At 52.9% G+C, this 26,020-nt stretch carries 22 protein-coding genes; 2 read left to right on the top strand and 20 right to left on the bottom strand.

What is annotated here, in order from left to right; genetic code table 11:
- Positions 1-122: 122 nt before the first annotated feature.
- The 12 genes from MHI43_RS10320 to MHI43_RS10265 all read right to left on the bottom strand — a co-directional run bounded on the left by MHI43_RS10320 (position 123) and on the right by MHI43_RS10265 (position 17,651).
- A complete protein-coding gene (locus tag MHI43_RS10320) occupies positions 123-1,205 on the bottom strand; it encodes a glycosyl hydrolase family 18 protein (RefSeq protein ID WP_036665779.1) in 1,083 nt (360 codons plus the stop codon).
- A gap of 27 nt (positions 1,206-1,232) precedes the next feature.
- Positions 1,233-2,990, bottom strand: a complete 1,758-nt coding sequence (locus tag MHI43_RS10315; RefSeq protein WP_015734410.1) for a polysaccharide deacetylase family protein — start codon at positions 2,988-2,990, stop codon at positions 1,233-1,235.
- Between the two features lie 44 nt (positions 2,991-3,034).
- The gene (locus MHI43_RS10310; RefSeq protein ID WP_015734409.1) at positions 3,035-4,906 is read right to left on the bottom strand and encodes a glycosyltransferase; all 1,872 of its coding nucleotides are present in this window, start codon (positions 4,904-4,906) and stop codon (positions 3,035-3,037) included.
- 20 nt (positions 4,907-4,926) lie between these two features.
- A complete protein-coding gene (locus MHI43_RS10305) occupies positions 4,927-6,240 on the bottom strand; it encodes a nucleotide sugar dehydrogenase (protein ID WP_015734408.1) in 1,314 nt (437 codons plus the stop codon).
- A 1-nt stretch (position 6,241) separates the two neighbouring features.
- Positions 6,242-7,681, bottom strand: a complete 1,440-nt coding sequence (locus MHI43_RS10300; protein ID WP_341283255.1) for a polysaccharide deacetylase family protein — start codon at positions 7,679-7,681, stop codon at positions 6,242-6,244.
- 468 nt (positions 7,682-8,149) lie between these two features.
- On the bottom strand, positions 8,150-9,076 hold the full coding sequence (locus tag MHI43_RS10295; protein ID WP_015734406.1) for a hypothetical protein: 927 nt from the start codon (positions 9,074-9,076) through the stop codon (positions 8,150-8,152).
- Positions 9,076-10,437, bottom strand: coding sequence for a nucleotide sugar dehydrogenase (locus MHI43_RS10290; protein ID WP_015734405.1), 1,362 nt, complete (start codon positions 10,435-10,437; stop codon positions 9,076-9,078). Before MHI43_RS10290 ends, MHI43_RS10295 begins: the two co-directional genes overlap by 1 nt.
- Positions 10,438-10,611: 174 nt before the next feature.
- Positions 10,612-11,418 (bottom strand): response regulator transcription factor, encoded by an 807-nt coding sequence (locus MHI43_RS10285; protein ID WP_015734404.1) that lies wholly within the window; start codon positions 11,416-11,418, stop codon positions 10,612-10,614.
- 58 nt (positions 11,419-11,476) lie between these two features.
- Entirely contained in the window at positions 11,477-12,865 is a 1,389-nt protein-coding gene (locus MHI43_RS10280; protein WP_015734403.1) for a glycosyltransferase, read from the bottom strand.
- A gap of 22 nt (positions 12,866-12,887) precedes the next feature.
- The gene (locus MHI43_RS10275; protein ID WP_015734402.1) at positions 12,888-14,081 is read right to left on the bottom strand and encodes a HEAT repeat domain-containing protein; all 1,194 of its coding nucleotides are present in this window, start codon (positions 14,079-14,081) and stop codon (positions 12,888-12,890) included.
- Between the two features lie 18 nt (positions 14,082-14,099).
- A complete protein-coding gene (locus MHI43_RS10270; protein WP_235201900.1) occupies positions 14,100-16,232 on the bottom strand; it encodes a hypothetical protein in 2,133 nt (710 codons plus the stop codon).
- 900 nt (positions 16,233-17,132) lie between these two features.
- On the bottom strand, positions 17,133-17,651 hold the full coding sequence (locus MHI43_RS10265) for an HPP family protein (RefSeq protein ID WP_015734400.1): 519 nt from the start codon (positions 17,649-17,651) through the stop codon (positions 17,133-17,135).
- 147 nt (positions 17,652-17,798) lie between these two features.
- Between MHI43_RS10265 and MHI43_RS10260 the strand changes: the two genes are divergently transcribed.
- Entirely contained in the window at positions 17,799-18,755 is a 957-nt protein-coding gene (locus MHI43_RS10260; protein WP_015734399.1) for a GntR family transcriptional regulator, read from the top strand.
- Between the two features lie 335 nt (positions 18,756-19,090).
- On the opposite strand, the gene MHI43_RS10255 is transcribed toward MHI43_RS10260, so the two are convergent.
- The 6 genes from MHI43_RS10255 to MHI43_RS10230 are packed head-to-tail and all read right to left on the bottom strand — an operon-like array spanning position 19,091 to position 23,322.
- Positions 19,091-20,113 carry a potassium channel family protein gene (locus MHI43_RS10255; protein ID WP_015734398.1) on the bottom strand — a complete coding sequence of 341 codons (1,023 nt, stop codon included), beginning with the start codon at positions 20,111-20,113 and terminating at the stop codon, positions 19,091-19,093.
- A gap of 34 nt (positions 20,114-20,147) precedes the next feature.
- Positions 20,148-20,540 carry a DUF350 domain-containing protein gene (locus tag MHI43_RS10250; protein ID WP_009592598.1) on the bottom strand — a complete coding sequence of 131 codons (393 nt, stop codon included), beginning with the start codon at positions 20,538-20,540 and terminating at the stop codon, positions 20,148-20,150.
- Positions 20,537-21,211: a hypothetical protein gene (locus MHI43_RS10245; protein ID WP_036665783.1), complete on the bottom strand. Its 675-nt coding sequence runs from the start codon at positions 21,209-21,211 to the stop codon at positions 20,537-20,539. Before MHI43_RS10245 ends, MHI43_RS10250 begins: the two co-directional genes overlap by 4 nt.
- A complete protein-coding gene (locus MHI43_RS10240) occupies positions 21,212-22,411 on the bottom strand; it encodes a glutathionylspermidine synthase family protein (protein WP_036665785.1) in 1,200 nt (399 codons plus the stop codon).
- Positions 22,408-23,082, bottom strand: coding sequence for a hypothetical protein (locus MHI43_RS10235; RefSeq protein WP_009592614.1), 675 nt, complete (start codon positions 23,080-23,082; stop codon positions 22,408-22,410). The genes MHI43_RS10240 and MHI43_RS10235 overlap by 4 nt, the downstream gene beginning before the upstream one ends.
- 24 nt (positions 23,083-23,106) lie before the next feature.
- Positions 23,107-23,322, bottom strand: coding sequence for a hypothetical protein (locus MHI43_RS10230; RefSeq protein ID WP_015734394.1), 216 nt, complete (start codon positions 23,320-23,322; stop codon positions 23,107-23,109).
- Between the two features lie 330 nt (positions 23,323-23,652).
- On the opposite strand from MHI43_RS10230, the gene MHI43_RS10225 reads away from it, so the two are divergent.
- On the top strand, positions 23,653-24,591 hold the full coding sequence (locus MHI43_RS10225; RefSeq protein ID WP_036665786.1) for an NAD(P)-binding domain-containing protein: 939 nt from the start codon (positions 23,653-23,655) through the stop codon (positions 24,589-24,591).
- A 176-nt stretch (positions 24,592-24,767) separates the two neighbouring features.
- On the opposite strand, the gene MHI43_RS10220 is transcribed toward MHI43_RS10225, so the two are convergent.
- Together MHI43_RS10220 and MHI43_RS10215 are read right to left on the bottom strand one after the other, a co-directional pair.
- Positions 24,768-25,016 carry a glutaredoxin family protein gene (locus MHI43_RS10220; RefSeq protein ID WP_015734392.1) on the bottom strand — a complete coding sequence of 83 codons (249 nt, stop codon included), beginning with the start codon at positions 25,014-25,016 and terminating at the stop codon, positions 24,768-24,770.
- 14 nt (positions 25,017-25,030) lie between these two features.
- Positions 25,031-25,903, bottom strand: a complete 873-nt coding sequence (locus tag MHI43_RS10215) for a hypothetical protein (protein WP_036665787.1) — start codon at positions 25,901-25,903, stop codon at positions 25,031-25,033.
- Positions 25,904-26,020 lie beyond the last annotated feature (117 nt).

Here is a 26,020-nt window from a genome sequence, read left to right as displayed (position 1 = left end):
CCCCCTCCGGTGGGACGGACAGAATGACGAGCGCTCTGCCTCCCGAATGTTCCCATACGTGAAAGGACACCCCGAGCGGCTTCCTATTGAAGCCGCGGGGTGTCCTTTTGGGTTATGCGAAATCATTCATGATGGGATTGCTGTCGAATTTCGCTCAACTTCTGCAGCGTATTTGCTTCCATTTCGCCGAGCCGCCAGATCGCAATCTTCGAAATGCCCGCCTCCCCCGCCGCATCCATCCATCCGGCAAGGGTCGTTCCGTCCGCATACCATACGGTATGCCCGATGCCTTGGTCGTCCGTGTACTCGAAGTATAGGGCCCCGCTGTCCGGATCCCGCTTCGGTTCGTCCGGGCTGGCATGCGCCAGCTCTACCGCACGCTTCTCCGTTAAAGAGACCGCCTTGCCATTCTCCGCCCAGTCAAACCCGCCAACCGACAGCGCGATGGCATGGTCTCCCGGCAGCTGCCGCAGCTTGCCCCCCAGCTCCTTGATCATGGCATAATCCGCCTTCGGTCCGGGTCCGCTATGCCCCCCGTACAGGTTGTATGCCATCAGGACATAATCAGGCCCCTCCGGCAGCTTAAGCGATGACAAGGATACGCCCGGCTCCAGCACGATTCGAAGCGAGAGGCCTTCCGCCCGGAGACGCTCATACAGCTCCTCGTACAGCGCGGAGAGGTTTGCCCCATCCTCCTTGCGGACCTTCTCGTAATCCAATTCCACGCCGTCGAAGCCGTGCTGGGATGCCATGTCCAGAATCTGCCTGATATGTTGGCTGCGGCTTTCGGGAGTAGCGACGAGCCGGGATATCAGCTCCGGATCCTTCTGTTTGGCCGTTCCATCGGTATGGAAACGATCGTTGACGATCGTCAGGACGCCGCGAGCCGGCTCCCCTTCCTTGGACGCCTCCAGGAACGCAGGCAGCGCCTCCCGAAAATCCGACGTCAAGTAAAGCTCGTCTTCATGATTGAAATAGGCTGCAAACAGCTTGATTTCTTCAAGCCCATCGCCGAGCTGCTTCCAATCTGTCATGCCCGTCTCCCACTGCCAATCCGTAATCCAGGCAGACAGCTTGACTTGCGCCTGCAGCGGCTGAGGCAGCATCGATGGCTCCTTCTTTTGATCCTCCAACCACCAGAAGGAGGCAGCACACAATACCGCAACCCCCGCAGCTGCCGCCCATTTCTTCCTGCGATTCTTCATTCGTTGTTCACGCCCTACGCCCAATTTTTAGAAAGTCTCGACAGCCCAGTCGACCGCGCGATTCATGCTTCGCTGTACGCCGGTCAGGACACCGGCAAGTCCGGACGGCTTGTTCGTAAACAGCAGCTTACGTTCGGCACCCGGTGGCTCCGACACAATCGTGACATCTTCAAAGACGGCGTCGTAAATATCATCCTTTTCGTTCTGCTCATGATACTCCGATTCAAGCGCCACGCCTCCTGCGCCGATCGATGCATCCACAGGCTGCCGGTCCAGAAGCACCTGCCGATCAACGCTCACGGACAGGGCATCGCCTTTCACCGAAATCTCCAGCCACCGATTTCCGAGTATGTTGACAGGGTACTCATTCTCATCATCCCGGTCTCCGGACAGCGTCTGCTCCTTTGTATAGACCGAAGCCTTATCGAATTGCAGATCCTCTTCGCCCCATGCCACCTTCGGCAAGGCGTACGTGAACAGCTCCTCGGGAGCTTGGCCCGCTATCTTCTGTTCCACCACCACGTGGTTGTTCTCCAGCAGAAGCCTGAGATACGAACCCTTCGTTCGGTCGTAACGGACATAAACCGACTGCCGTCCTACCACATTGCCGAGCGCTTTGGCCGAGACGGTGACGTCTTGCTCCCCGCTGCCCTTCAAATACACGCTTCCTGCCTGGGACGGGGGCGATGTGACCACCATCCGGTTATCCGTAAATTCTGCCGCTCCGCCAAGCAGCTCCCACTTGTCAGCCTGCTCCGTGTCGCCCCGTACAAACTGCATAGGCTGCCCTTGGTCCTTACGCAGCTTCATTAACAGGTGATTGGTAGACCAATACGGCGCGGGCTGGACCCGGGTCAGATTATACAGATCGCTATCCTTCGAATTGAAGGCAACGCCTTCCCGGTTGAAATTCATCCCGAACAGCTTCTGAATCTGATCCGAATTGGCATTCGCCACAAGCTGATTCATTCCTCCGCCGAGCGCATTGGCATGCATGATCATATACGTGAGCGGAACGTAACCGAGCGATTCCGTGTAAACCTTGTCCATTGCCGCATAGTCGGCCCGGATCCGCTCTTCCATCTCGGCGCGGTTCTCGAGCGGAATCATGTTCTCGTCGCGGATGAAATCCATCAAATAGTGGTTGTAATATTCCACGTTGGATTTGACCGTCAGCTCGCGCTCGTCTTTAACGCCGACATAACGGCCCTCATCATCGAAAATATTGATATAGGTCAGCCGGTTGCCGTTAGTCCCAAGCTCCCAATAACCGGTGCGGGTCATCTTCAGCATGTCCTTCGGCTGCAGAAATTTCCGTTCGCTGTTGCCCATTTTATTGGCATAGGACAGAAAGGTAGCCTTATAATTATATTTTTCAAGCAGCGGCTGCGCGAACAGCGCGGAATCATTCCGCCCGTCTTCAAAGGACAGGTACAGCGCCTTGTCGGGCAGCTTCTTGCCATGGCTGTAATAATCGATGATATCCTGCTGCGAAATCGTCGTATAGCCCTGTTCGTATAAGGCCTTCAGCTGGGCATCCAGCTGGGCCTTAGATACGAGCTTGGACGTCCCGGTGCGGCCGACCCCGAAATAGGACAGGGCAATAAAGCCCTGATCCTGACGCCAGGCGGATCTGTCCGGCTCCTTATATGTTCGAAAATCGAAAATCGCATTGGCCAACAGGACGGCTGCAACGGCCAATACCATGACCTGTGCCGTTACTTTGATGATTTTCCTGCGATTTTTTCGCCGAACATTGAGGGCTGTTTTTTGTTTTTTAGCCATATGTCATCCTCACTTCAATCCTTACTTCAACCGCTTTGACACGATCAGAACGGTAATCCGAATTTTTTGCCTTTGCGCTTGCGGGCTTCCTTCTTCTCCCTGGCTTCGATATCCTGCGGCGTTTCCCTGGTCCCCCACGTCGATTTCCAGAAGGTAAACCAAGCCACCGGCATCTGCCATAACAGGACGAATTCATAGAAGAGGCAGAATACGAAGCCGAACACCCAAAGTCTGCTCTTCCGGAACAGCAGGTGGGCCAGGCTCATCAGCAGCGCCATCAGCAGTAATCCCATCAGGAAGGTCCCCGGGAAAATGCCGTGAACGATCGGCACGTACATGAGGTTGTAGGCAACCACGACAGGCGCGGCAATCGGCACGATCAGGCCTATGTAAAAAAACAATGCCATAAACGGCTCTTTACGCCATATGAAACTTCCGGCCCGCAGCGATTCGCGCAGCCAGGAGCGCTTCCACCGCATCTGCTGCTTCAGAAACACCTTCATCTGCGAAGGCACGATCGTCGAGCAAATGGCAGAATCCTGGTAAGCGGTCCGATGCGTTTTCAAAATAAAGTTCGTCATGCTCCGATCGTCTCCGAAGGTGGCGGGCCTGCCCAGAAACTTCTGGTTAAGCCAAGCGTCCGCATGCTGCACGATCAGCTCTTTCCGATAGCAGGATAACGGACCCGACAGGCAGGTCACGCTGTCAAACCAGGACTCTGCCGCTTTCATGATCCGAAAGGCGATATAATAACGGACGGTCTGCAGCTTCGTCATGTTATTGGTATATTTGTTCTCGACGTCCGTCCGTCCGGCAACGCCGCCCATCTTGGGATCCTGAAAGGGCTGGACGAGGTGGCGAATCGCCGTCGGATCCAGGAAGCTGTCCGAATCCACGAAGACCACCAGATCATGCTTGGCCATCTCGACGCCTTTGACCAAAGCGGCCCGTTTGCCCGCATTCTCGGGCAGCACCATATAGGACAAGCGCTCCCGGGTAGCGTAACGCTCCGCCTCGGAATGAATCAACTCGATCATATCCTGGATCTGCTGTACCGACTGGTCCGTCGATCGGTCGTCTACCACTATGACCTCCAGCTTGTCTACGGGGTAGTCCTGATTCATGCAGCTGAGTATCGTGCGCTTGATCCATTCCGCTTCATTGAAGCAGGGGATGATAATCGATACTCCCGGCGTATAATCCGGATTGATCGGCACATCGCGGTACAGCGCTCCGAACAGGTAGCGCGTCAGCAGAAACAGGGCCGCGATCAAGCTGTACAAATACAGCACCATGTTGTATTTGAAATAAATGATGCTCTCCGCCCGCATCAGCATGATGAAGAGCACCGCCATGAACAGCATTGCGCTGGCGGAATATACGGAATAACCCCACCGTTTGCGCTGAAAATAATCCGTGAGCGGTTTCTCGAACTCCAAGGCAAGCAGATGCTCTTCGCCGGCTTCCGTCGAATTCAAGGCCCTGCGGACAACGGTTGCATCGATCCTGACGGCCGATTCGAAGCCCTCGGGCATAGCCCCCGGGGGGATGCGGAATCGCGCTTTCACTTTGTCGCCGACTTCGAGGCTTGAAGCGTCGTCCGGCAGCCTGAGCAGAAGGCCCGTGGCCGAAATGTCGGCAGCCACGCCCTTGATCCCGGCTTTTTTCTTTTTCCCGTTCGGGACAAGCAAAACTTCAAAATCCGCCTCGTAACGCAGGCTGAGCATCCGCAGCTTGTTGACGTACTCAGAGCTGGACAAATCCTCCCCGGGCTTCTGCGCCCGGTTGCCTCTTCGGTCCGCGTTCATCCGGATCTGCTCCGGATCAGGCACATAGGAAAGAGTCCGTCTGTCCGTGCGCGGAAGCGTTAGAACTTCCTTGGTGCTCTTCGATTGCTTTCTTTTTATAATCCTCATTGCCTTCTCCCATCGTTATCTTACAAACTCCAATAATGAAAGCCATGGGCTTCGCATTCGGTTTTTGGATAAGCTCCCTTCACGTCGATCAGAAGCTTCGCCTGTTCCGAACTGAACATCTCCTTGAATGCCGCGATCCCGAGCTGCTTGAACTCCCGGTGAGCGACCGCCACAACCGCAATCTGGATTCCGCTCAGCTCGCTCATGTCCGACAGCTCGATGCCGTATTCCTCGTAAGCCTGCTTCGGGTCTACGTGCGGGTCCGCCACCATCGGCCGGATTCCGTAATCCTGCAGCTCCCGAATAATATCGATGACCTTGGAATTGCGGATATCCCGGCAGTCCTCCTTGAACGAAAGGCCCATGACGGCCACCTTCGCCTTCATCAGATCGATCCCTTGGCGAATCGCAAGTTTAATGACGTGCTGGGCGACGTATTTTCCCATTCCGTCATTGATATGCCGACCTGCCAAAATAATCTTGGAATGATACCCCGTATCCTCGGCCTTATACGTCAGATAATACGGGTCGATTCCGATGCAATGCCCGCCGACGAGACCAGGGCGGAACGGGAGGAAATTCCATTTCGTTTCCGCTGCGCGCAGCACGGCATTCGTATCGATGTCCATCTGGTTGAACAGCATCGAAAGCTCGTTCATAAAGGCAATGTTGATGTCGCGCTGCGCATTCTCGATGACCTTTGCCGCTTCCGCCACCCGGATGGATTCCGCCCGGTGAACGCCTGCCTCGATAATCAGCTCATACAGTCTGGCAACCGTCTCCAGCGCCTCCGGATCATTGCCGGACACGATTTTCACGATGGTCTCCAGCCGGTGGACCTGGTCTCCGGGGTTAATCCGTTCCGGAGAATACCCCACCTTGAAATCCTCGCCCAGCCGCAGGCCCGACTCCTCTTCGAGAATCGGAATGCAGACTTCCTCCGTAACGCCCGGATAGACCGTTGACTCATAGACAACCACCGCTCCCCGCGTCAAGGCGCGACCGACCAAACGGCTGGCATTCCGCACGAATTTCAGGTCCGGCACATTGCCGCTTTTTACGGGTGTCGGAACGGCCACGATAAAGCAGCGAGCCTCCTTCAGCTTGTCCGGATCCGAGGTGAAATCGGCCGCACAGCCCGCAAGCAAGTCATCTCCGATCTCACCGGTAGCATCGAATCCGCTGCGATACTGAGACACCTTCGCCTCGCTCAGATCAAAGCCGATGACATCCAGCCTTTTCGAGAACGCGACCGCCAGCGGCAGGCCGACATAACCCAGTCCGACGACCGCCAATTTATTCACGCGGTCCAGCATGTTTTCATATAATTCCATTTTACTCCATCTCCATTGCGGCCTGCTCCTGCAACTGCATCATGTCCGCCATTTTCACAAACGTGTATCCTTTATCCTTGAGGCCTTCCAGCACGCGCGGCAGCGCCTCAATGGTATGAATGTCATCCAGCATATGCAGCAAGATGACGCTTCCCGGCTGCGTCTTGGTCATAACCCCGTTCACAATATCGTCGGCACTATTGGAAATATCCCAATCCAGCGTCGTCACGTCGTACATGGCAATCACCGGGTAACCGACTGCCGCCAACGCTTTGGCCCGTTTATCGTCGACCACGCCGGTCGGCGGACGAAACAACATGACAGGCTGCTGCTGGATGGCTTCGGTAATGACCTGATGCGCCTTGACGACATCCTGCTGAAGCTCTTCGGGCGTCAGCGATGTAACGACGGGATGGCTGTAGGAATGGTTGGCCACGTCATGCCCGCCTTCCACCATTGCCCGCGCCAAATTCGGATTGCTTTCCACGCCTTTGGCCCTCAGGAAGAAGGTCGCTTTGACATCATGCTCGGCCAAAATATCGAGTATGCGGGTCACCGTTTTATCGCTTCCGAAATCGTCAAACGTCAGGGCAACTTCTTTTTTGTCGGTATCGACTTGATAAACCAGCTCATACTTCGCCCGTTGATAATCCGGATTGATGCGGGCAGCGTCATATCCCGGAATTTGCTCAAGCGGCTTTCGCTCGCCCCCGTTCTGCACCAGCTCATCCAGCGTAACCAGCCGATATCCGATATCGTCCACGGCCTTGGCAATGTATTTTATAGAAGAGACCACTTCCGGATTGACGTCGGTGTTCATGGAGATGATGCCGCCTCTGGAGACGAACCTCGCCACGTATTCTCCGATGGCTTCGGCACTCTGCATATCGCGGTCCTTCGGATTGATGTTATAGCTGACAACCGCCTTCATTCCAAGATGCGCTGCCGCCAGCGGCACATCTTCCGGGTAATCGCCCGAACGCGTCCGGACATAGCGGGGCTGGGCGCCGGTCTCCCGTTCAATAACGTCGTTTGCCAGCTTGATCTCCTTATAGATCTGATCGTAATCCAGCTTGTTCATATCCAGCTGATTGAGCGTATTGTTCTCGATTTCATGGCCTCCGGCCAAGATCGCGCCCGCAATGTCCGGCTCCTCCGCCACTCGGATGCCCGGAAGAAAGAAGGTCGCCTTGATTCCGTACGTTTCCAGTTCATCGATCAGTGCCGTCATGGTGGCTTTATCCCCCATGCCGTTAAAGGTAAGCGCCAATTCCTTCCTGGCCGTATACACGTACGGAATTTCCCTGCTCTTCTCCCCCGTATACCGCTCCACCTTTTGAGCAGGCGCTATCGGACCTCCCGCTTCATCGCTGGAGGCTGCTTTACCGCCGAAAAAACCGCAGCCGCCCATAAACGCCAGGATCGCCAGCAAAGCGGTCATTCGGGTAAGCATGCAAAACACTCGGTTACTACTAGAAACTCTTTTCATTAGAATACTCCTTTAACATTTCAAACAGGGCTTATTCTGGAGCCCCTCCTGAACAAACCATTAGAATTTAACACCAACCTGATGTAATTGCTATGCTTTTTTGAAAAAATTCATAAAAATCCACCTTTTTCAAAAATCAATGATATAAGAGCTTAGAAATCGTCGTCCATCTTATATCAATATTTGCCCTTTGTTTCAAAGCATGTTCCTCTGCCTGCCGCTCAATGATACCCATTATAGAATTCGGTTCTCTACAATTTCTAGACAATACCTCGCAGACCCGATTTCCCTTCCCTTCCTTGGACAAAAAAATACCCCCGCAAGTCTCTTGGAGACCTTCGGAGGTACGTTGAATGAGTGAATGATATGAAGTTGTTTCCTTGTAACACGGAGCAGAGGCGACAGGCCATTATGGCAATATCACTGCTCTTCCCCGCCCATCGCGGTTCGTTTGTGGACCCAGGCCTGATAGTGATGGACGGCCAATCCCGCGAAGGAGGAATGGTCGCTGCCAAGCTTGGCGGCGCGCAGGGCTTCGTCCTCCATCTCCTGCTCGCTCTTGGAATAAAAGGTCAAATGCTCGCCTTCGTCCGTATCCCCGAGCTCCATGCCGATCCACACGGATTTGCCGAGTTCGTCGGCCTGCTCCAGCTCCTCCTTCGACAATTCATACATCTGCTCCCCGCTGTCGCGGTATGCCATAACGGCAATCGCATCCGTATTTTGGATCATCCAGCGGCTGAACGAATCGGTATCCGCTCGGCTCGGTCCAGGTATCGAATCAAGCCAGAACGGAACCGCGGCACTGAACGGGAGACCCTGACGCTTGGCCTCCTGGACCCAGACTTCCGTGTTGGCGCTCCATTCTTCCACCACCTGTTCCTGTTCGCGATCCCACCTGCGAAGCACGTAAGGCTCCACATCGAACTGCACGCCCTCGAATTTCTCCTCGGGGGCGGAAGCCTGGTTGTACTCTTCCAGCCAGGCCAGCAGGTCCATCCCTTTTTGCCGGCCTTCCTCATAAGCCCAGTCGGGGTGGCCGTTCAAAGCATGGACGCTGATGCCCTGCCGATGTGCCGCAGCCACGAAATGGCGGTACTCCTCGTCCGTAACCTCTTGTTGAATTTGCAAAAAGATCGTTGTAATGCCTTCCCTGCCGCTAAAGGCTACAATCTCCTCCGTTTCACTTCGGATCAGACTTGCATCCCACAGCCAGGTAGCCTTGTTTTGATTCACCTTGCCTGACGGAAGAAGAAAAAGGATCAGCAGCAAAAGACAGATGCCGGCAGCCAAGATGATCCACTTCGCTTTTGCATCGATATGCCTCAGTCTTCTCGTCCATTTCATCAGATCAAGACAGCCTCGCCCGGCTCAGGCACATGCTGAACGGAATGGCCGATCTTGTAAATATGAGGCTCGGCATACGCTTTAAATGCATTCCGCGTGTCCAAGATCGGCACGCCGGCCGAAGCGATCGAATGATAATCCAAATTGCTGTGGTTCGTAATGAGGACGATGCAATCGTAACGGCTGAATTTCGCGAGATCATACTCCACGCTGCGAATCGTTTCGCCTTGCTTATCCACGAAACTGTTGGCATATGGATCGTAGTAATCCACATAAGCGCCGTTCTCCTTGAACTGTTCGTAAACTTCGAGGCCCGGGGATTCGCGCAAATCGCTGATGTCCGGTTTGTAGGCCATGCCTAACAACAGGATATTGGAGCGCTTGATCGATTTGGCATATTCATTCAGAATCGTCGCCGTTTTGTTGATCACGTAGTAAGGCATGTTGTCATTGGTGGATTGTGCCAGCTCAATGAATTTGCTGTAAAAGCGGAAGCCCTTGGCCTTCCACGATAAGTACATGGGATCCAGCGGGATGCAGTGGCCGCCGATGCCTGGCCCCGGATAGAACGGCATGAAACCGAACGGCTTGGTGGCCGCCGCATTGATCACTTCCCATACATCGATGCCCATACGGTCGCACATCATCGCCATCTCGTTGACGAAGGCGATGTTCACGCTGCGGAACGTATTCTCCAGCAGCTTGGACATTTCCGCAACTTTCGGATTGCTGACAGGTACAACCGTCTCCACGTACTGCTTGTACAGCGCTTCGCCCAGCTTCAGGCAGGCATCCGTCGTGCCGCCGATCACCTTCGGCGTGTTCCGCGTATTAAAGCGGCTGTTGGACGGATCGACGCGCTCCGGCGAGAAGCACAGATAGAAGTTCTGGCCGACCTTGTAACCGAGCTTCTCGATCGGTTGTTGAATCAGTTCCTCCGTGGTTCCCGGATACGTCGTGCTCTCCAGCGTAATTAACAGATTAGGCTTCATGAAGCGTTTGAGCTGATCGACTACCATTGTAATGTAGGAAGTATCCGGGTCCTGATTCTCGCTGAGCGGCGTCGGCACGCAGATGCTGACCGCGTCAATGACGGCGATCATGCTGTAATCCGTTGTCGGCTTAAAGCGTCCGGTCTCCATGCATGCCGCAAGCTCTTCGGACGAGATGTCCGTAATGTAGGACTCGCCGCGGTAAATGCGGTCGATTTTGTCGGAATCCAGATCGATGCCGATGACCGTAAATCCTTGTTTCACCATCTCCACAGCCAGCGGCAAACCTACATAACCTAGTCCCACAACACCCAGTACAGCTTTCTTATTTTCAATGGCACTCAATAAAGTTTCATATTCCTCATTCACAAGTATTCAACCTCCATCGGATGTATAGTCTATTCGTCTATTTCTTTTGTTCGTCGGCCAAAAGACAGACTTGTTTGTTGAACTCTTTCCTTGCGATTAAAGAACCTCTTCAGCTCAACTAATCACGTATCAATCCTGAATCTCATCTAACTAAAAGCTTTAATAACCATGTGTTTAATGAAGGCAGCGTCGGATGCGGGCATCCAGCTCCACCGGCGAGAACGGTTTGGTTACGTAGTCATCGACCCCGTTTTGGAAACATTGGCTGATGGTTTGCTCTACCCGCTTCTCGGTTAACACGACAATTTTCGGCGGCTCCTTCACGTCCAGCTGCTGGATATGATGAATGAACGGCAGGCCGTCGATGCCATGCAGATTCAGCTCGGTCAGGACAAGATCCGGCTCCCATTTCGGGATCAGCTCCAGTGCCTCCAAACCATCCACCGCTTCCAGCGTTTCGTAACCCTGCATGGCCAAGCGAATCTGTAAAAATTCCCTCATCGTGGCATCTTGGTCCACAATGAGAATGCGGTTTTGGCCGCTGTCCGCTTCCTCCTGCGTAAATATATGAATATCCGAAGAGGTGCTGAGCCTGGCGGTTTCCGCCATCTGCTTCAACGTCTGCCGAGGCGGCGCTTCCGTAAGCGCTGCAAGCGTAATACGCGGGTCCGCTTGCTCGAAACGGCCCTGCAGATGCTGCTTCAGGAGCAGTGCCTGATAATGGGCGGCATCCAGCGTGTAGCCAGGCAGGGTAACAGCCGATACGCCGGTATTGGCGTCGTGCAGAACCTCGCCGTTTACGCCGGTCAGCTGGTCCACAAACCTTTGAACCTCCGCCAGCTCAGCCTCCGTCCCGGACGGATTGCCAGCACAGTACAGAAACAGCAATGCTGTTCCATTGGGATGTTCTCTCACTTCCTCCTCCACGCGGCCGTAAAAATCGACGGCCTGCACGCGTTGCAATGTTGCCGATTGAGACATAACAGTAAGTCCCACCTCTCTTTATATTTTGATGCTGCATTTGAACCGGGCCTTGAAGTCAAGCCGCCTCGTTCTTATCTTTCCAGCTCTGCCGGGTCATGGTGCCCCATGAATTGTTGTTTTGCAAATATTGAATATGTCCCTGTACTCTCCACAGCACGCCAAGCTGATGGTAACCCACAAACTTGAGCGCCGAGAAGAGGAGCATTTTCACCAGGTCGGACAATTTGGTATACCGGCGGAAGGCCATCTCCTCCAGGATGAGGGCTCCCACACTGAGCAGGTACCCGCTTAAAAAATTGACGAGCCCGAACACGACCAGCACATGCCAATTTGTCATATCCAGCAAAACATATCCAAGCAGAGCCAGAAGGCCCGTAATTCTGAAGTAAGGGTTTAGCGCTTCGAAAATAACGTTGTAGGGCATTGTCAACAAGCCCATGACTTTATATTTCGGATTGAACACCATATCCCGGTTCTCGATCATGTTCTTCAAGTTTCCGCGTCCCCAGCGCTTGCGCTGATTGGACAAAATGTTGTAGCTGTCCGGCGCCTGCGTCCAGCACACCGCTTCCGGACAAAAGGAAACGCGGTATTTGATTTTATTTTCCAGCATATAGCGGTGCAGCTTGATAATGATGTTCATATCTTCGCCGGGGTAACCGCCGCGATAGCCGCCAACCGCAATGACATAGTCTTTCCGGAACAAACCGAAGGCCCCGGAGACGATGATGAGCCCGTTGAAATGGCTCCACCCGATTCGGCCCCCCAGAAAAGCTTTCAAATATTCGATCGATTGAAACATCGGCCACATCCGGCGCGGCAAGGATACGTCCTTAACCTCACCGTTCTCGATCACGCAGCCATTGGCAATCCGGACGTCGCCGCCGATCGCCACCGTCTCCTCGGGATTCTCCATGTACATCCGGGCCATCCGGATCAGCGCATCCTTCTCCAGCAATGAATCCGCATCGATGGAAGAAATCAGCGGATAACGGGACAGGTTGATGCCCGCGTTCAAGGAATCCGCCTTACCGCCGTTCTCCTTGTCGATGAGGTATAGCTGCGGGTATTGCGGATTATAATAAATGCCCCGCACCTTGTTCGTGCTGATGTTGCCGCGGATCTCCGGATTGGGCAGCAGTGTCAAACCATACTCCTCAATCAGCACCTTCAGCGTTTCGTCGGAGGATCCGTCATTGATGACGATGACCTCGTAGGTTGGATAGTTCAGCGTCATGAGGCAGCGGACATTCTCCGCGATCGTCAGCTCTTCGTTATAGGCCGGGACCAGCAAGGATACCGATGGTACCAGTTCCGAGCCCGAAAGCGTATTGTATTTCGAATACGTCGCGCGTCTGAAAATATCCTTAATATTTCTGAAAGAAAACATCAGAATTACAAAATAAAGCGCGCTAACGATCATGACGTAATAAATCGCCACCATCCCGTAAGTGAGCAGGATATCTCTAAGCAGTGTAATCTCCTCCTACTCCTGCAACCGTGCCGATCCGTTTGTTCGTTTGAACGCCGAAATAACGATCGTACACCAGTTTTCTTTTATTAAATGCCACCATTTGCTCCACTTGCTCGTATTCGCCTTCGTTGGACATGATCCGTTCGATCCGGTACAGGGCCGTTTCCCTGGCTGGACCTTCTCCTGTAAGCGCGGCTTGGCACAAGGTCTCGAAGCCTTGTTCTCCCAACATGGCAAGACTCTCCGCGCTGTTGTTCCGCACATGCCAATTCTCGTCCTTCAGGGCTGAAGCCAGGAGCGGAATGCTGCCTGCGGCATGAAGCCGTCCGAGCGCTTTCGCCGCTGCCGCCCGCACTTCCCACTCATGATCATTCATGAGTGCCACAATAGTGTCATCCTTCAGGGCCGGGTTCGAGCCAAGATACAGCTTGACGGCCTCGGCACGCACGTCCTTCTCCTCGGATCCGACCAATCGGTCGAGTGCCGGCACGACGGCCGGAATGGCCTGTCCCCACATGGCAACAAGCGAAACCTTGACTAGCCCTGGATCGGGATCGTCCAGAAGCTTGCGCATGAGGCTGGCCGAATCCAGCCGGGTCTCCAGCAAAATATCGGCAGCCATATGGTGAATGGCTTTATCGTAAGACAGCAGCTTGGACAACATTTCCCGAATCTGCTGGGACGAAACCGCGCTCTTGGCAATTGCCCGCGCAATGATGATGGTCATCGGACCGTATTTCGTCCGGTTCATCAGCTGCTGGAGCTGGGGAACGGCCTCTTCCGCCCGCATCCCGCCGAGGCGGTAGACCGCTTCAATGCGGCGGTCTTTCCTCATGCTGGATAATGCCCGAATTTCCTGTTCCACAAACCCGGCGTCCCGGCACAAACGCAGGAGCTTCTCTCTGGCGTCGCCTTTGAATTGCTCGATCCACTCCATAAACTTGGCTTGGATGACCCGGCGTTCGGCCGACGTCAATTTGCCTGGCGGCAGCTCCAGCGTGGTATCATCATGCAGATGACTCTGCACATACACAAAGTAATCATGGTGTTTTTCCGTAAATCGTTCCGTTTCTCTTTGTATGGCATTATGCTTGATCTTCATTTGGAACAACAGGATAATGCCGGCTGCAATCAGGCCGAGGCATACATAGACAAAGACGTATGCCATTTCTAAATTTGAAAACATCTCCGATGGCTCCTCCTTTTATTTAGCATCTGGCTGCCGCCCCGTTTCAGGGAGACGCGTGAATATTTCCTGCATATCGTAATAGCTTTGCTTCAAGCGTTCGCTGTATTGGGTTGCTTCCCACAGCTCCCATGTATAAGGCTCGATGTCCTGCAGATTAATGGACTGCCCCGATCCTGAAGCTGGTTTGCCGGTGTTCTCGGATCTTTCCGTGATCCATGGAACCAGCCGGATACCGTCCGCCGTGGTCGTGCTGAACGTGCGCTTGTCTTGAAGCGGACTGTAGTCCAGCACCTGCAGCGAGCTCGGATCTCCGAATCCTAGAAGCATCCACGGAATCCTCATCTCGACGAAGCGGTCTTGATACTGCCATGCCGTAAGGGAGTTGAAATCCGGAGATTCCGGATCGCTGGTTCCCCGTTTCAGCGTCCCCACCGTCTCATCCACAAACGGATGGGAGAATCGGGTGTCCGGCGGATTCATCAGCAGGCTGATGGCCAGCTTCCAGGAATGGAACGAGCCGCCCGGTACGACGGGATCGTCCTTCGTTCCCTTGGCTTCCTCTCCCGGCAGCATCCAATAGCCTTCCTTGCCGTACAGCCGGCTGTGGAAATCGTAAGATGGCGCTATGGTTACCTGGGATTCGTCCTCTTGACCTACCTGAATCAACGTTTCCAAAGCCCCGCCGGTGAGCGTTCGTCCCGCCAGCTCTTTCTTCGGTATATCGCCGCCAGGGATGGTGTCCGCTCCGATGAAGAGCTTGGAACGTTTCGGATCAAATGCTTCGTCCAGCTCCATGCCGATATACAGATAAGCCTCGTCATGCGTCAATTTCATGTTCTTTACGCCCGGAGCCGTACCGGACCAGGTTTTGACTTCCCCTTCAGGAACCTTATCCCAGTCGGTCAAATCCCCGTCGATCGTAATTTGTTCCGCTTTACCCGGCTGCATCGCCAGAACGCCGAACATCTTTTCGTTGGTCAGCACATTCAACCAGAATGCCCGGCGGTCTGCCGGTATTTCAAAAGGCATCGTGTTCCATGTTTTCTTGAACCATTCGTCCTGCCACATGAACAAGATCGCTCCGGAATAGCCTTCGTCGTAAATATCCTGGGTCAGAGAGACATTTACTTCGCCTTGCTCCGCTTCGTCATGTCCTCCTTGATCCTTCCCTCCAGGACCGTGGTGGGAAATACCGATGGAGGAAGGCACGCCGTACTCGGTAACCATGATCGGCATATCCTCGAACTCTGCCTTCAATTTTCGCAAATAGGCTTTGTACGTGTTGTAGCCACCGTCCCCGTCGGGAAGGGTCTGCAATGTTTTGTCCGTCCGGAAAAAATCCGGATAGTACGGGTACACATGGTATGCCGCAAAATATCCCGCATCCCAGTTCACCGGTTCGACATGCCTTGCATCGACGGACACCAGGTCTTCTTCAAACAGCGGTTCCCCCGGATGCTCAAGCACATCGGTCGTGACCCAATTGGTAAATGTCATCGGATGCTGCCACCCGTACTTCTGCTCCTCGGCAGCCGTGTAGTCCAATAAAGATGCCAGCCAATTCTCGAAGGGACTTGCGTCCTTCGTCCCCGAGAAATAGGACCCCTTATACTGAGGGACACCCTTATGTACCTTGTTGGTGTTATCAACCATGGCTGGGTCCCATTCCGTACCCACATGCCAGGCCATGAGGTACTTGCCCGCATTGACCTTATACTTGCCGCTCGACTGCCCATGCTTGGGCTCAACGTTGATATCCCCGTAAACTGCAGCGACTGCCTTCGAGATCTCCGCTTTAAACGTTTGGACGATTTCTTCGTCATACGCATCCCGACGCTCGATTAGCTGCTCCTCCGGCGACCAGATGCCCTGCATGAAGTACAGGGGATCATCGCCTTTATCCCGGTTGTATTTCACCAGCGCGGAATAAAAGACCGGATTATGCACCGTGTAGACCCTAATGACGTTTGCTCCCATATCATCGATCTGTTTGAACCAGCGCAGATAATCTTCCTCGGTGGCCGGCAGCTCGCCGGGAAAATGCCCGGGTACGGTTGCGCCCAGGTTCACGCCCTTGGCAAAAACCTCTTTCCAAACCTCTTCATCCTCATATACCAGAAAGGAGGTTCCCTCTGTTTTGAATTTCATTTTCACGCCGTCCGCATCCGCATACGTTTTTAATGACGGCCGTAGATATCCTAAGATTACAGCGGCACCGCAGAGAAGCACTATAGTGCAAAATGCTGCGACAACCCACCATTTTCGCCTGCTCATCGTCTTCGTTGCTCACCTGCCCTTTCTTTGACATGCTTGTTGCTGCACCGACATATGACGACTGAGCCATACTCGTCATTCTATAGCCGATGCGCTCCCGATACCATATTCCTTCTTTACCAACTTTTCCGATCTCGATAGTAGTCAAAAAGAAGTAAAACAAACTTCTTCCATAATTTTCCCCCGATAAATCAAATCGCTGCTCCTTCCTGCCTGTTCATTGACAACTTCACAGCCTGATGTTAGTTGTGTGAAACCAATGTGCGTTTGCCCTGACAAGGCTGGAACCGAACGACTTCATCCCATCCGTGAGATACAGCGAGATTTACGAATATTTTCAGAAAATTTTCGCGAATCGTAATGTTAAACGCAAAAAAATTGCTAAAGTTCCGGTCATTTTTACATCATTATCCATAGTTATGACAAATTTGATACCAAAGTCGTATAAAAAAACGGCTGAGAACCGCATTCTGTAAAGGTTTGGCAATATTAACCTTTTATCCAAAATGAGAATAGAGTCCTGTACCGGGATTGTGTAATATTCTATAGATTTGATAACCAGGATCAAGTGGTAAGTATCGCCTATTTTTCGGGATTTCGGTTTGGATTTCCCCTCATTGCGTTATATAAATTAGTTTGGTTAATGTTCAAATCTGCGGTGCGACAACATAAATCAGACCCGGTCCATTGTCGGTCCGGGTCTGTTGTTGACGATATGAGATTGAAGAACTTGCCATGATTACCGTTTATTCATCAAAGAAAAAACTGCCTTCACTACCAAAAAGTCGGATATCTTCGTTCCTTTACCGCATTATTGACAAGCAGAGCCACCACTACGATCATGACCGATCCGACGAGCACGGGCGTGAACAGGAATGACCAGCCGCTGCCAGCCATAATAACGACCAAGGGGTCTGCGCCGGCGGGAGGATGGGTCGTCTTGGTCATTCCCATCAGGCTGATCGCGGCTCCCACCCCGATCGCCATGGCCCATATTCCGTCACCCAGGACCTCCAGCGTTACAAGTCCCGTAAGCGTGGAAATAAGATGCCCTCCGACCAGGTTTCTTGGTTGTGATAACGGCGCATCCCATACTGCAAACGCCAGCACGCAGCTCGCCCCAAAGGGCGCCATGATCCATGGACTTCCTGCGAGCGCGGAGAGAAGGGCCAGTAAGCCGATCGAAACGGCACCCCCGATAAAGCCAACGGCGAGATTCATGGGACGAACGGTCAACGGACTTCTAGCCCCCCCTTTCATTTTCTGCAAATAAGAATCAGCTTGATCCTTCATATTAACCCTCCATATTCATAATTAACTAGTTATTTAGTTATATATAAAATAACGATTTAAAACTATACTTGTCAATACCTTTGTTGTATATTTTCAGTTTTTTGTGTAAAGTTAAATTACTAGTTGACTAGGAAAGAAGGTCTCGATATGGCACACAAGCTCATGCTTCGAGTCGACCCGCACGCTCCCATGAATGTCAGCACGCAAGTCAAGGAACAGCTAAAGTGGCTGATTGGTATTGGACAGATCGAACCATTCGATATGCTGCCCCCGGCGGGCGCGCTCGCGGATAACCTCGGTCTGAACCGGAACACCGTAAACCTGGTGTACAACCAGCTGAAGGACGAGGGGATCGTCTCCATGCATAAAGGCAAAGGAACGCAGGTTCTGAACAACCCTCAGGTAGAAGAGCTTCGAAATCGCAGAAAGCTGATGCATGAGCTCGCAGAGCGAACGACGGAGGAGCTGGGCTCCCTTCATATCCCGGCGAGCGAGTTCTTTGCCGCATCCCTTGCCTATACGCTGCTGCAGGAGCCTGTCCTGAACGCAGAGCGGCGAATTCTGTTCATCGAATGTAAAGGGCATGATTTCCCCTTCTATCAGAAAGCGATTGAGGAAATTACCGGCGCGGAAGTCAAAACGGTGTTTCTGGAGGATTTGTTGGCGGGAGAACAAGCGCTGCTCGAAGCGTTCGACTATTCGAGCCTGATTGTCACGACGCTTAATCATGATTCCGAAGTCAAAGCCCTGTGCAGCAAATACGACAAAAAAGCTTTCGTTATTGGCGCGAATGCGGAAACGTCGGTCCTGCTTGATATTGCCCGGCTGACACCTGGCAGCCATCTCAGTTTTGTCTGCCTGGGGAAGGCAGGTGCGCAGTGGATGGCCGGCCGCGTTCAAGAAGCCGGTATCGATGGGGTCCGTGCCAGCCTGGCCGGTCTGGATCATCGGGAAGACCTGCTGCAGCGGATCGAGCAATCCGATCAGGTGTATGCCTCTGATGCCGTATATGAAGAGGTTCGATCGTTAGCTCCCGGCAAGGTGAAGCTGTTTCCCATGGCACTGGAGAAGAGCAGCGTGAACATGCTTAGAGACATGATCTGAAGCCCATATGAAAAAACGCCCACTGTTTAAACAGGGGCGTTTTCACTTTGGAATATATCCATTCATCCGCGACGGATGTCCCATACTTTGGCTGCCGACAACCCTCAATCGAGGAGTCAGCTGCCGTTACCCATGACATCCGACCGCTGACCCAAGTGTCATTTCCGAGAATCCAGCAGGTCAAGCAGTCGATTTACACCGACCACCTGGAACAAGCAGATTAACGCATATGAATTCGAAACGTCAATTCGTAATTGGCAGCTTCGCAATAAAAAATGCTGCCTCACCCGTTCACGTGAGACAGCATGGTCTTTTAATGAAATGTTCGCAGCCCCTCAAGCAAGCTTACCGGCAATCCGGTTCATGGTCGCTTCGTCCGAAACCACATACAGCCTCGCATCCCGCGGAATCGGCAAATCGAGCTTGCGGTTGATGCTGAGGTCACTGCGATCGGAGATCAGCGTCGCTCCTTGCCGCAGCAGATCCTGAAATGCATCCCCGTAGGTCTTCCATGCGGGGTTTAATGCCACTTCGTAAATATCGTCGCCGTGCTGGCGGCTGAGCAGCTGCATCAGCACATCCGAGTTTCCTTCCTGCAGCGCTGCCCGCACCGCCAATCGGGAAACGGCATCGTGCGAGAGGACAAACTCGTTTACTTGATTGTGGCGGAAATTCTGCACATGCTTCTCCTGCATGATCTCCACCGTGGTATGTACGTCCGGCGCTATCCGCTCGATGCTCGAAACAATCAGGAGCGACTTGCCGTCCACCAGCGCCGATTCGTCGATCCGGGCGTCCGCGAAGACAATGGCCGATTTGGCCTCCAGAATGTTGGCTCTCATCAGCACGTCATCCGATGCAGGATCGCCGCTTACAAAATGCACCTGTTCGAGATGCTCCACGGGATGCCGGCTGGAATCGTCGATGACCACGATCTCGGACTGCGGCGAATACGACAGAATCTCGTCGATCGCGGACATCGCTTTTTTGCTCCAATTGATAATGATGACATGGCCGCTGCCCTTAAAGTTCAACCTGCCCGCTCCTCTCTGCCGCTGCATGCTTCCAAACGATTCGATCACTTTACCGATCACTAAACTGAGCAGCCCGATACCGAAGATATAGATGAATATCGTTAATATCTTGCCCGGTACGGTAGCTGCATAATAATCGCCATAACCTACGGTGGCCATCGTGGTAAGCACCCAGTAAAGGGCGTTAAACCAATGGTGAAACGTTTCCGGCTCCAGCAGGAATGCCAGGGTCGAGCAAAGCACCACAAACAGCACCACGATCACGCTGATCGTTGTTTTACGCAGACGCATCATTTTCAAAGATAATCTCAGAAAAAAGTGCACGCTCCTGCTCCTCTCCCCATGGGTGCAAATCGGCCTAAATGATCAGGCTGCTGATCGCAAAGGCTGTGCCGATGAACACCATCGCCAGCAGGATGCCGATCGCTACGTTGCCCTTTTGCAGGTGCTCGGAAATTCGAAGACCCGGCGTCGCCAGCTCGAATACCCAATAGGCAACGATCAAGCATACATATCCAACGGCAAACCACAGTATCATATGCCATATCGATGAATTCGTATATGCCGATATGCCCAAAATAATGGCCGTTGCCATAAACTTGCCGCCGAATGCCAGACCAACCGCGACATTGCCTTTCTTCAGCTCTTCCATGTCGTTAAACCGGGTCATCCAGCTGAAAATCAGCATGCCCAGCAATTGAAGCACGATAATACAGATCACACTTATAACAATATTAATGACGACCGTCAATCCGCCCACCCCCGAAATTTTGCATAGGCCAAGTCGTAATCGGCGAAATCATGCACTTCCTCCAATACAACATCAACCGTGTCCTTCTTCTCCATTGCGGCATAACGCTTCTCGTCGATCGGCTGCTTGATCCGGTTGCCCGTCGGCAGCTCAACGACGGCAAAATGCCTGGTGTCTTTTTTGTACGTTGTTTTATATACCCCAACCAGCTTCACGTCGGTTTTGACGGTCACTTTCAGGTTGGCCAAATCCGATTCCGCCGTCTTTTTATCCTTGAACGACTTAAGGGTCTGCCAGGACGATAACCGGATATCGTTACGCTGATTCGCATCCGTGGTCAGCTCGGCGTCCATGAATTGCAGCGTCCAAATTTTGTCCCCTGTAGCATAGTTGTTATCGTTAGGCAGGAGCTCGTTATCCGGCAGGACGGTCATGTCGCCGCCAATCAAATCGCCGACGGTCCCTTCAATGATGCGATAGTCCCAAGGCACGCGACTAGAGGTTGAAGATACTTCCTCCGATCCGGTATGGAACACGGTGGAGCTGCCGCCGGAGCATGCGCTCAGCGCTAAAACCAAAAGGGATAAGATAAGCACCGCCAGGACGACCGGAGGTTTCCTCTTTCCCTTCGGAGCACCGCTTTGCTGCCTTTTCTCTTGTTTCAACTGCATTTATTTCACTCCCATTGCGATAAAATGGCTCGAATTGCCCGTAATCAAACCGCCCGCCCGTCCCAGCAAACCGCATGGCATACCATTAAGGACGAACAACCCCGTCAGCAAATGAAATTCCCCTTCCGCCGTCTCGACGCGAGCCAGCTCGGCCCTCCTCTGATAGACCGTCGGAAACATGACGCTAGTATCATATCCGTCCTGATCCTCTAACTCGAGTTGTCCTGTCTGGTCGTACAGTTTGACAGAACCACCCTCTCGGCCGAACATCGACTTCGATACGAAATTGCCGGAGAACACCGGTTTGTTGTATGTTGGCAGCATATATTTAACGATCGCTTCACGTTCTTGCTCATCGAACAATAGGCCCAGCTCATACATGCCCCACATGGCGGCCAGCAAGCCTTTGGACTGCAGCAGAATGCTGTGCGGCGAGTTGAACAGCTGGAGTCGCCCCGTCTCGATGGCATAGGCAAGCGCATCCCCGCCATCATCGACGGACATCCATTCCTTCGGATAAAGAGCAAACATCCGGTGAATCTCCCGGCCTTCGCCGTCCTTCAACATGCCTTCGTCCACCCATAGATCCAGACAATCCACCAGCTTGATATCCAGCCCGCTGTGCCGGACCAAAGCTTCGATCGTGCCGGAGTCCTCCAGATGCTCGCCGTAAGCAATGCATGCGGCCGTATCCGGACGCTCTGCCGCCCACGCTTGTGCCACAAGCTCTTGCATCCGCTCATTGGGAGAATAGATGCCGGCCTGAGCGCACATCCACGGCGTTGCAATGGAAGCCTCAACATACCCTGTCGGTGTGTCCGCATTCAGCTCCAGCAGCTTGATGCTGCCGTCATGGGCAATCGCAAAGTCAAATCTGGCATACCGGCTGATCAACCCTTCCTCCGGCAGCGGACATTCGTCCAGCATCTGCCACAGAACCGGCGGAATGCCGATCAAGCTGTAAATATGATGGTTGCGATGGACGTAACGTACGGTTTTGTCCAGCGTCGCCCACAGTACCGCAGCGGCTTCTTCCAGCTCGCGATAGGTCTCTTGACGTATGGTGACGATTTGATCTATCCAGTAGGCTTCCCCTTCCAAATTCGCCCAGGTAAAGCCAAGCTCTGCGAGCTCCGATACCCGCCCATTCCGATTGGGGTCAGGCAGTCCCGAAACGGTAAACACGCTTTCGCGGCTCATCCGCCAAAACCGCCGGATCTGGAGCTGGATTTCGAACCCGAGGAGCTGAAGCCGCTGGAATTGCCGCCAATGCCGCCGGACTTGGACGATGTGGAGCGGCGCGTTATCGTTCCCGAAGAGGACGTTGAGGTCTTGGGACGGACATTGGAGTTCACCACCGGTTTGTTCTGGAACGTACCGCTCGAATACGTGCGGGGTTTGTAAGGCTTGCCGTTATTCGCGTAATATCCGCGATGATTGTTGTACCATCCGCTGGAGGAATAGTAGGAGCCGTTGTTGAACAGCATGTGGTAGAGCAGCAGATCATCCCAGCCGAAACCGGAATTGTAGCCGCCATAGTTATTGATTACCGTCGTTCCCCCGCCTGATCCTGCGGATGCTCCTTCCGCCGGCTCTTCCTCGAATTCTTCTGCGCTAGGGAACGGGATGTTCCAGTCCACGTTCTTGTCAAAATACTTCTTTACTTCTTCCGTCGACCAGGATACCAGCTGCGGCTCTTCTGATGAGGTAACCGCTTCCGAAGCGAGATCCTTCGCTGCCGCGCCCGACACCAGAAACGCATTCGCCAACAAGGCGATGCCGAGCGAGCTTGACAAGACTCGAATCGGTTTGCCTTCCGGCGTCAGCCATTTGGAAGCGGGCTGGTCTTTTTTGTCTTTTTCATTACTCAAGATGATGTCTCCTTTCGGACAGAATTAATCGTTCCGCATCGGAACGAGCAGAAGCTCCAGTTTGCCCGTGTCCACGTTTAATCTGCCTTCGATCGTTTCATATTCCCTGCCGCCCGCGACGATATAATTCACGTGCTCCAGCGCAGCGACCATGTTCATCGTCCATGCCCGCTCTTCAATCTGCACCAGCTCACCGTCCGGTCTTTTTTCAAACAAAATAACGTTCATTCCATAATCCATGATGACAACCCCTTCCATTTAAAGCAGTGAGTATTGTTACGCATTATATTGGGAATCGTTTCAAAAATCTATGATGGGCTATCGGCGCTTGGACGAAAAATTTGCTGCAAAAAGACACAATCCATATAATAACATCGCTACTGATTATTTACACCTTCGAATTACCATTAAAAAACTCTTGAAAACGAACATTCTAGACGCGCAATGCCTGATTATTTACGTTTTATAAGGTGTAGCATCCATTTTCATGATCATCGTCTCTCTTGACATTATCACTAGTGTCATACTTTAGGATGGGTATCATCCCAAACCCAGAAAGGGGTTATACCGATGAATACAAATCCAAAGAGATTTTCTAATGGTAATCATCCTTACGATGCGCAGGCGGACGGCTCTATCCTTGGTCCGGTAACCGTAATCGGATTAGGCGCCATGGGCTCCAAACTGGCCCGCACCTTCGTGAACAACGGATATGTCACCACCGTCTGGAACCGCACGCCTGAAAAAGCCGCTGAACTTGTAGGCTTGGGTGCCTCCGGCACTACGGACATCGCGGATGCCATCGCCGCCAGTCCCCTCTTGATTGTATGCGTACTTGATTATGATGCCGCCCGCCATATTCTTGAACCCATGAGGGAGAAGCTTTCCGGCAAGGTTGTCGTAAATCTGACAACCGGCACTCCCGAAGAGGCCCGCACGATGGGGACCTGGATGAGAACCCAGGGCGCCGAATATCTGGATGGCGGCATCATGGCCGTGCCTTCCCTGATCGCCACGCCTCATGCCGTCATACTCTACAGCGGTTCTCAAACTGCTTACGAAACATATAAACAGGTCTTAGAACGCTTAGGGACTAGTCACTATTTAGGCTCCGATCCTGCTCTCGCTCCACTGAATGACCTGGCACTGCTAAGCGGCATGTACGGCATGTTCGGCGGCTTCATCCATGCCGTGGCGCTTGCGGGCTCCGAGGGCACGAAGGCAGCGGATTTCACGACAACGCTGCTGATTCCGTTTCTGCAAGCCATGATCTTCACCATGCCGGAGATGGCAAATCAGATCGATACCGGAGATTATTCCGCCAAGGATGCGAGTCTGGCGATGCAAGCCGCTCATGACACCATCGGGGAGGTCAGCAGGGTACAAGGCGTCAGCGCCGAAACATTCGCGCCGATCTTCGAACTGATGAAACGACGGGTAGAGGAAGGTTATGGCGGGGACGACTTCGCCAGCGTGATTGAGCTGATCCGTAAGCGTCCATCGTCTTAACAGGAAGAAGAGAGCTATTATCGGCATCGGCAGGAACTGGCGACGACGTACGACCTGACCTGCGTCGAACTTTGGTAACTCATGCGAAGCGATTCTTTATCCTCCATAAAAAAGAAGCATGGATCATCCGGCGAGGACCGATCCATGCTTCATTTTTTTATATCCATGAACCTAGCTTATTTAATCAATTCCCTGATTTCCTGAAAGTTATCGGCAAATCCGATAAATACGTTGTCGCCGATAACGATCGTAGGCACGATCTGTTTTCCCGTCAGACGTCTCACTTCTTCCGGATATTCCGGATTCTGCGTGCAATCATATTCCGTGTACGGAACCTGCTGCTCCTTGAAGTAACGCTTGGCATGATGGCAATCGCTGCAAGTGGGTATGGTGTAGATTTTCAATGGCTCTGTTATGTCGATCACTCCTTAAACAAAAATTATTTGATTTCAACAACAAAAGGCACGGTCATCACTTCACCTTGATGCTGAAATTGTCCCCAGATTTTGTAGATGCCGCTATGCGGAAAGGTAGTCGCAAACTCCGCATTGGGACCGGTGCTCGATTCGTCAAGAGGATGCACATGGATGTACTTCTCGGCGTCTGCGGACAGAATGACAACATGACCGACCGCGCCTAGGTAAGGCTCCAGATTGCTGATTCCCTGCTTCGTCTGCGCATCCTGAATATGATAGGTGAGCACGACCTCTTCATTCGATAAGGCATTGTTCAGGCTCAGTTCGATTTCCTTGCCGTTGACTTGTTTGATCAGGCTGGAGTCAGGCTCAATGGCCGAAGGTTCTCCTTCTTCTCCCTCCACCTGAACCCATTCGCTGAGCGTGCTCCCTCCAGCGCCCTTCGGCACGAAATCCGCAATCAATTTATATTCGCCGCCGGCGGGAAACGTGGTGTTCACGGTAAACTCGCCGTTCTCCTTGTAATCGGGATGGATATGGTTGAAAAATGACAAATCGCGATTCACGATGATCAGATGCAGCAGCTTCTCATGATTGACATCAAATTCCTGGACGGGTCCACCGTTGTTGTCCGTAATCTGAATCGTTAACTCTGTTTCGGTGCCTGCGCTTGCCGGTTCATTCCATGTAAACTCAGCCTGGTAGTTGTTCGAGGCCGTCTCATGCCCGCCTCCGTGCCCACTGTGCCCGTTCTCTTCCGGATTTACGGTTTCCTGATTATGGTTCCCGCCGTGGCCGCCTGTATCCGGGGCCTGCCTCGCATTATCGCATGATGTCATTAATCCAATTGCAAGTATGCTCGTTAAGGTTAGCACAGTACCCTTCTTATTCAACATGCGCTATCACTCCATTCATTGGATATGCTGTAAGATGACTTATCATCCGTTTCTGTAATTAGTATACCCCCCTATCCTATAATTAATCAACTTTTTTCTAAAATAGCACCTGATCCA

It is taken from the genome of Paenibacillus sp. FSL H8-0457 (genome assembly GCF_038051935.1).
Lineage (GTDB): Bacteria > Bacillota > Bacilli > Paenibacillales > Paenibacillaceae > Paenibacillus_AQ > Paenibacillus_AQ lautus_A.
The sequence above is the reverse complement of the archived record's forward strand: the minus strand, read 5'-3'. Positions and strand labels throughout refer to the sequence as shown.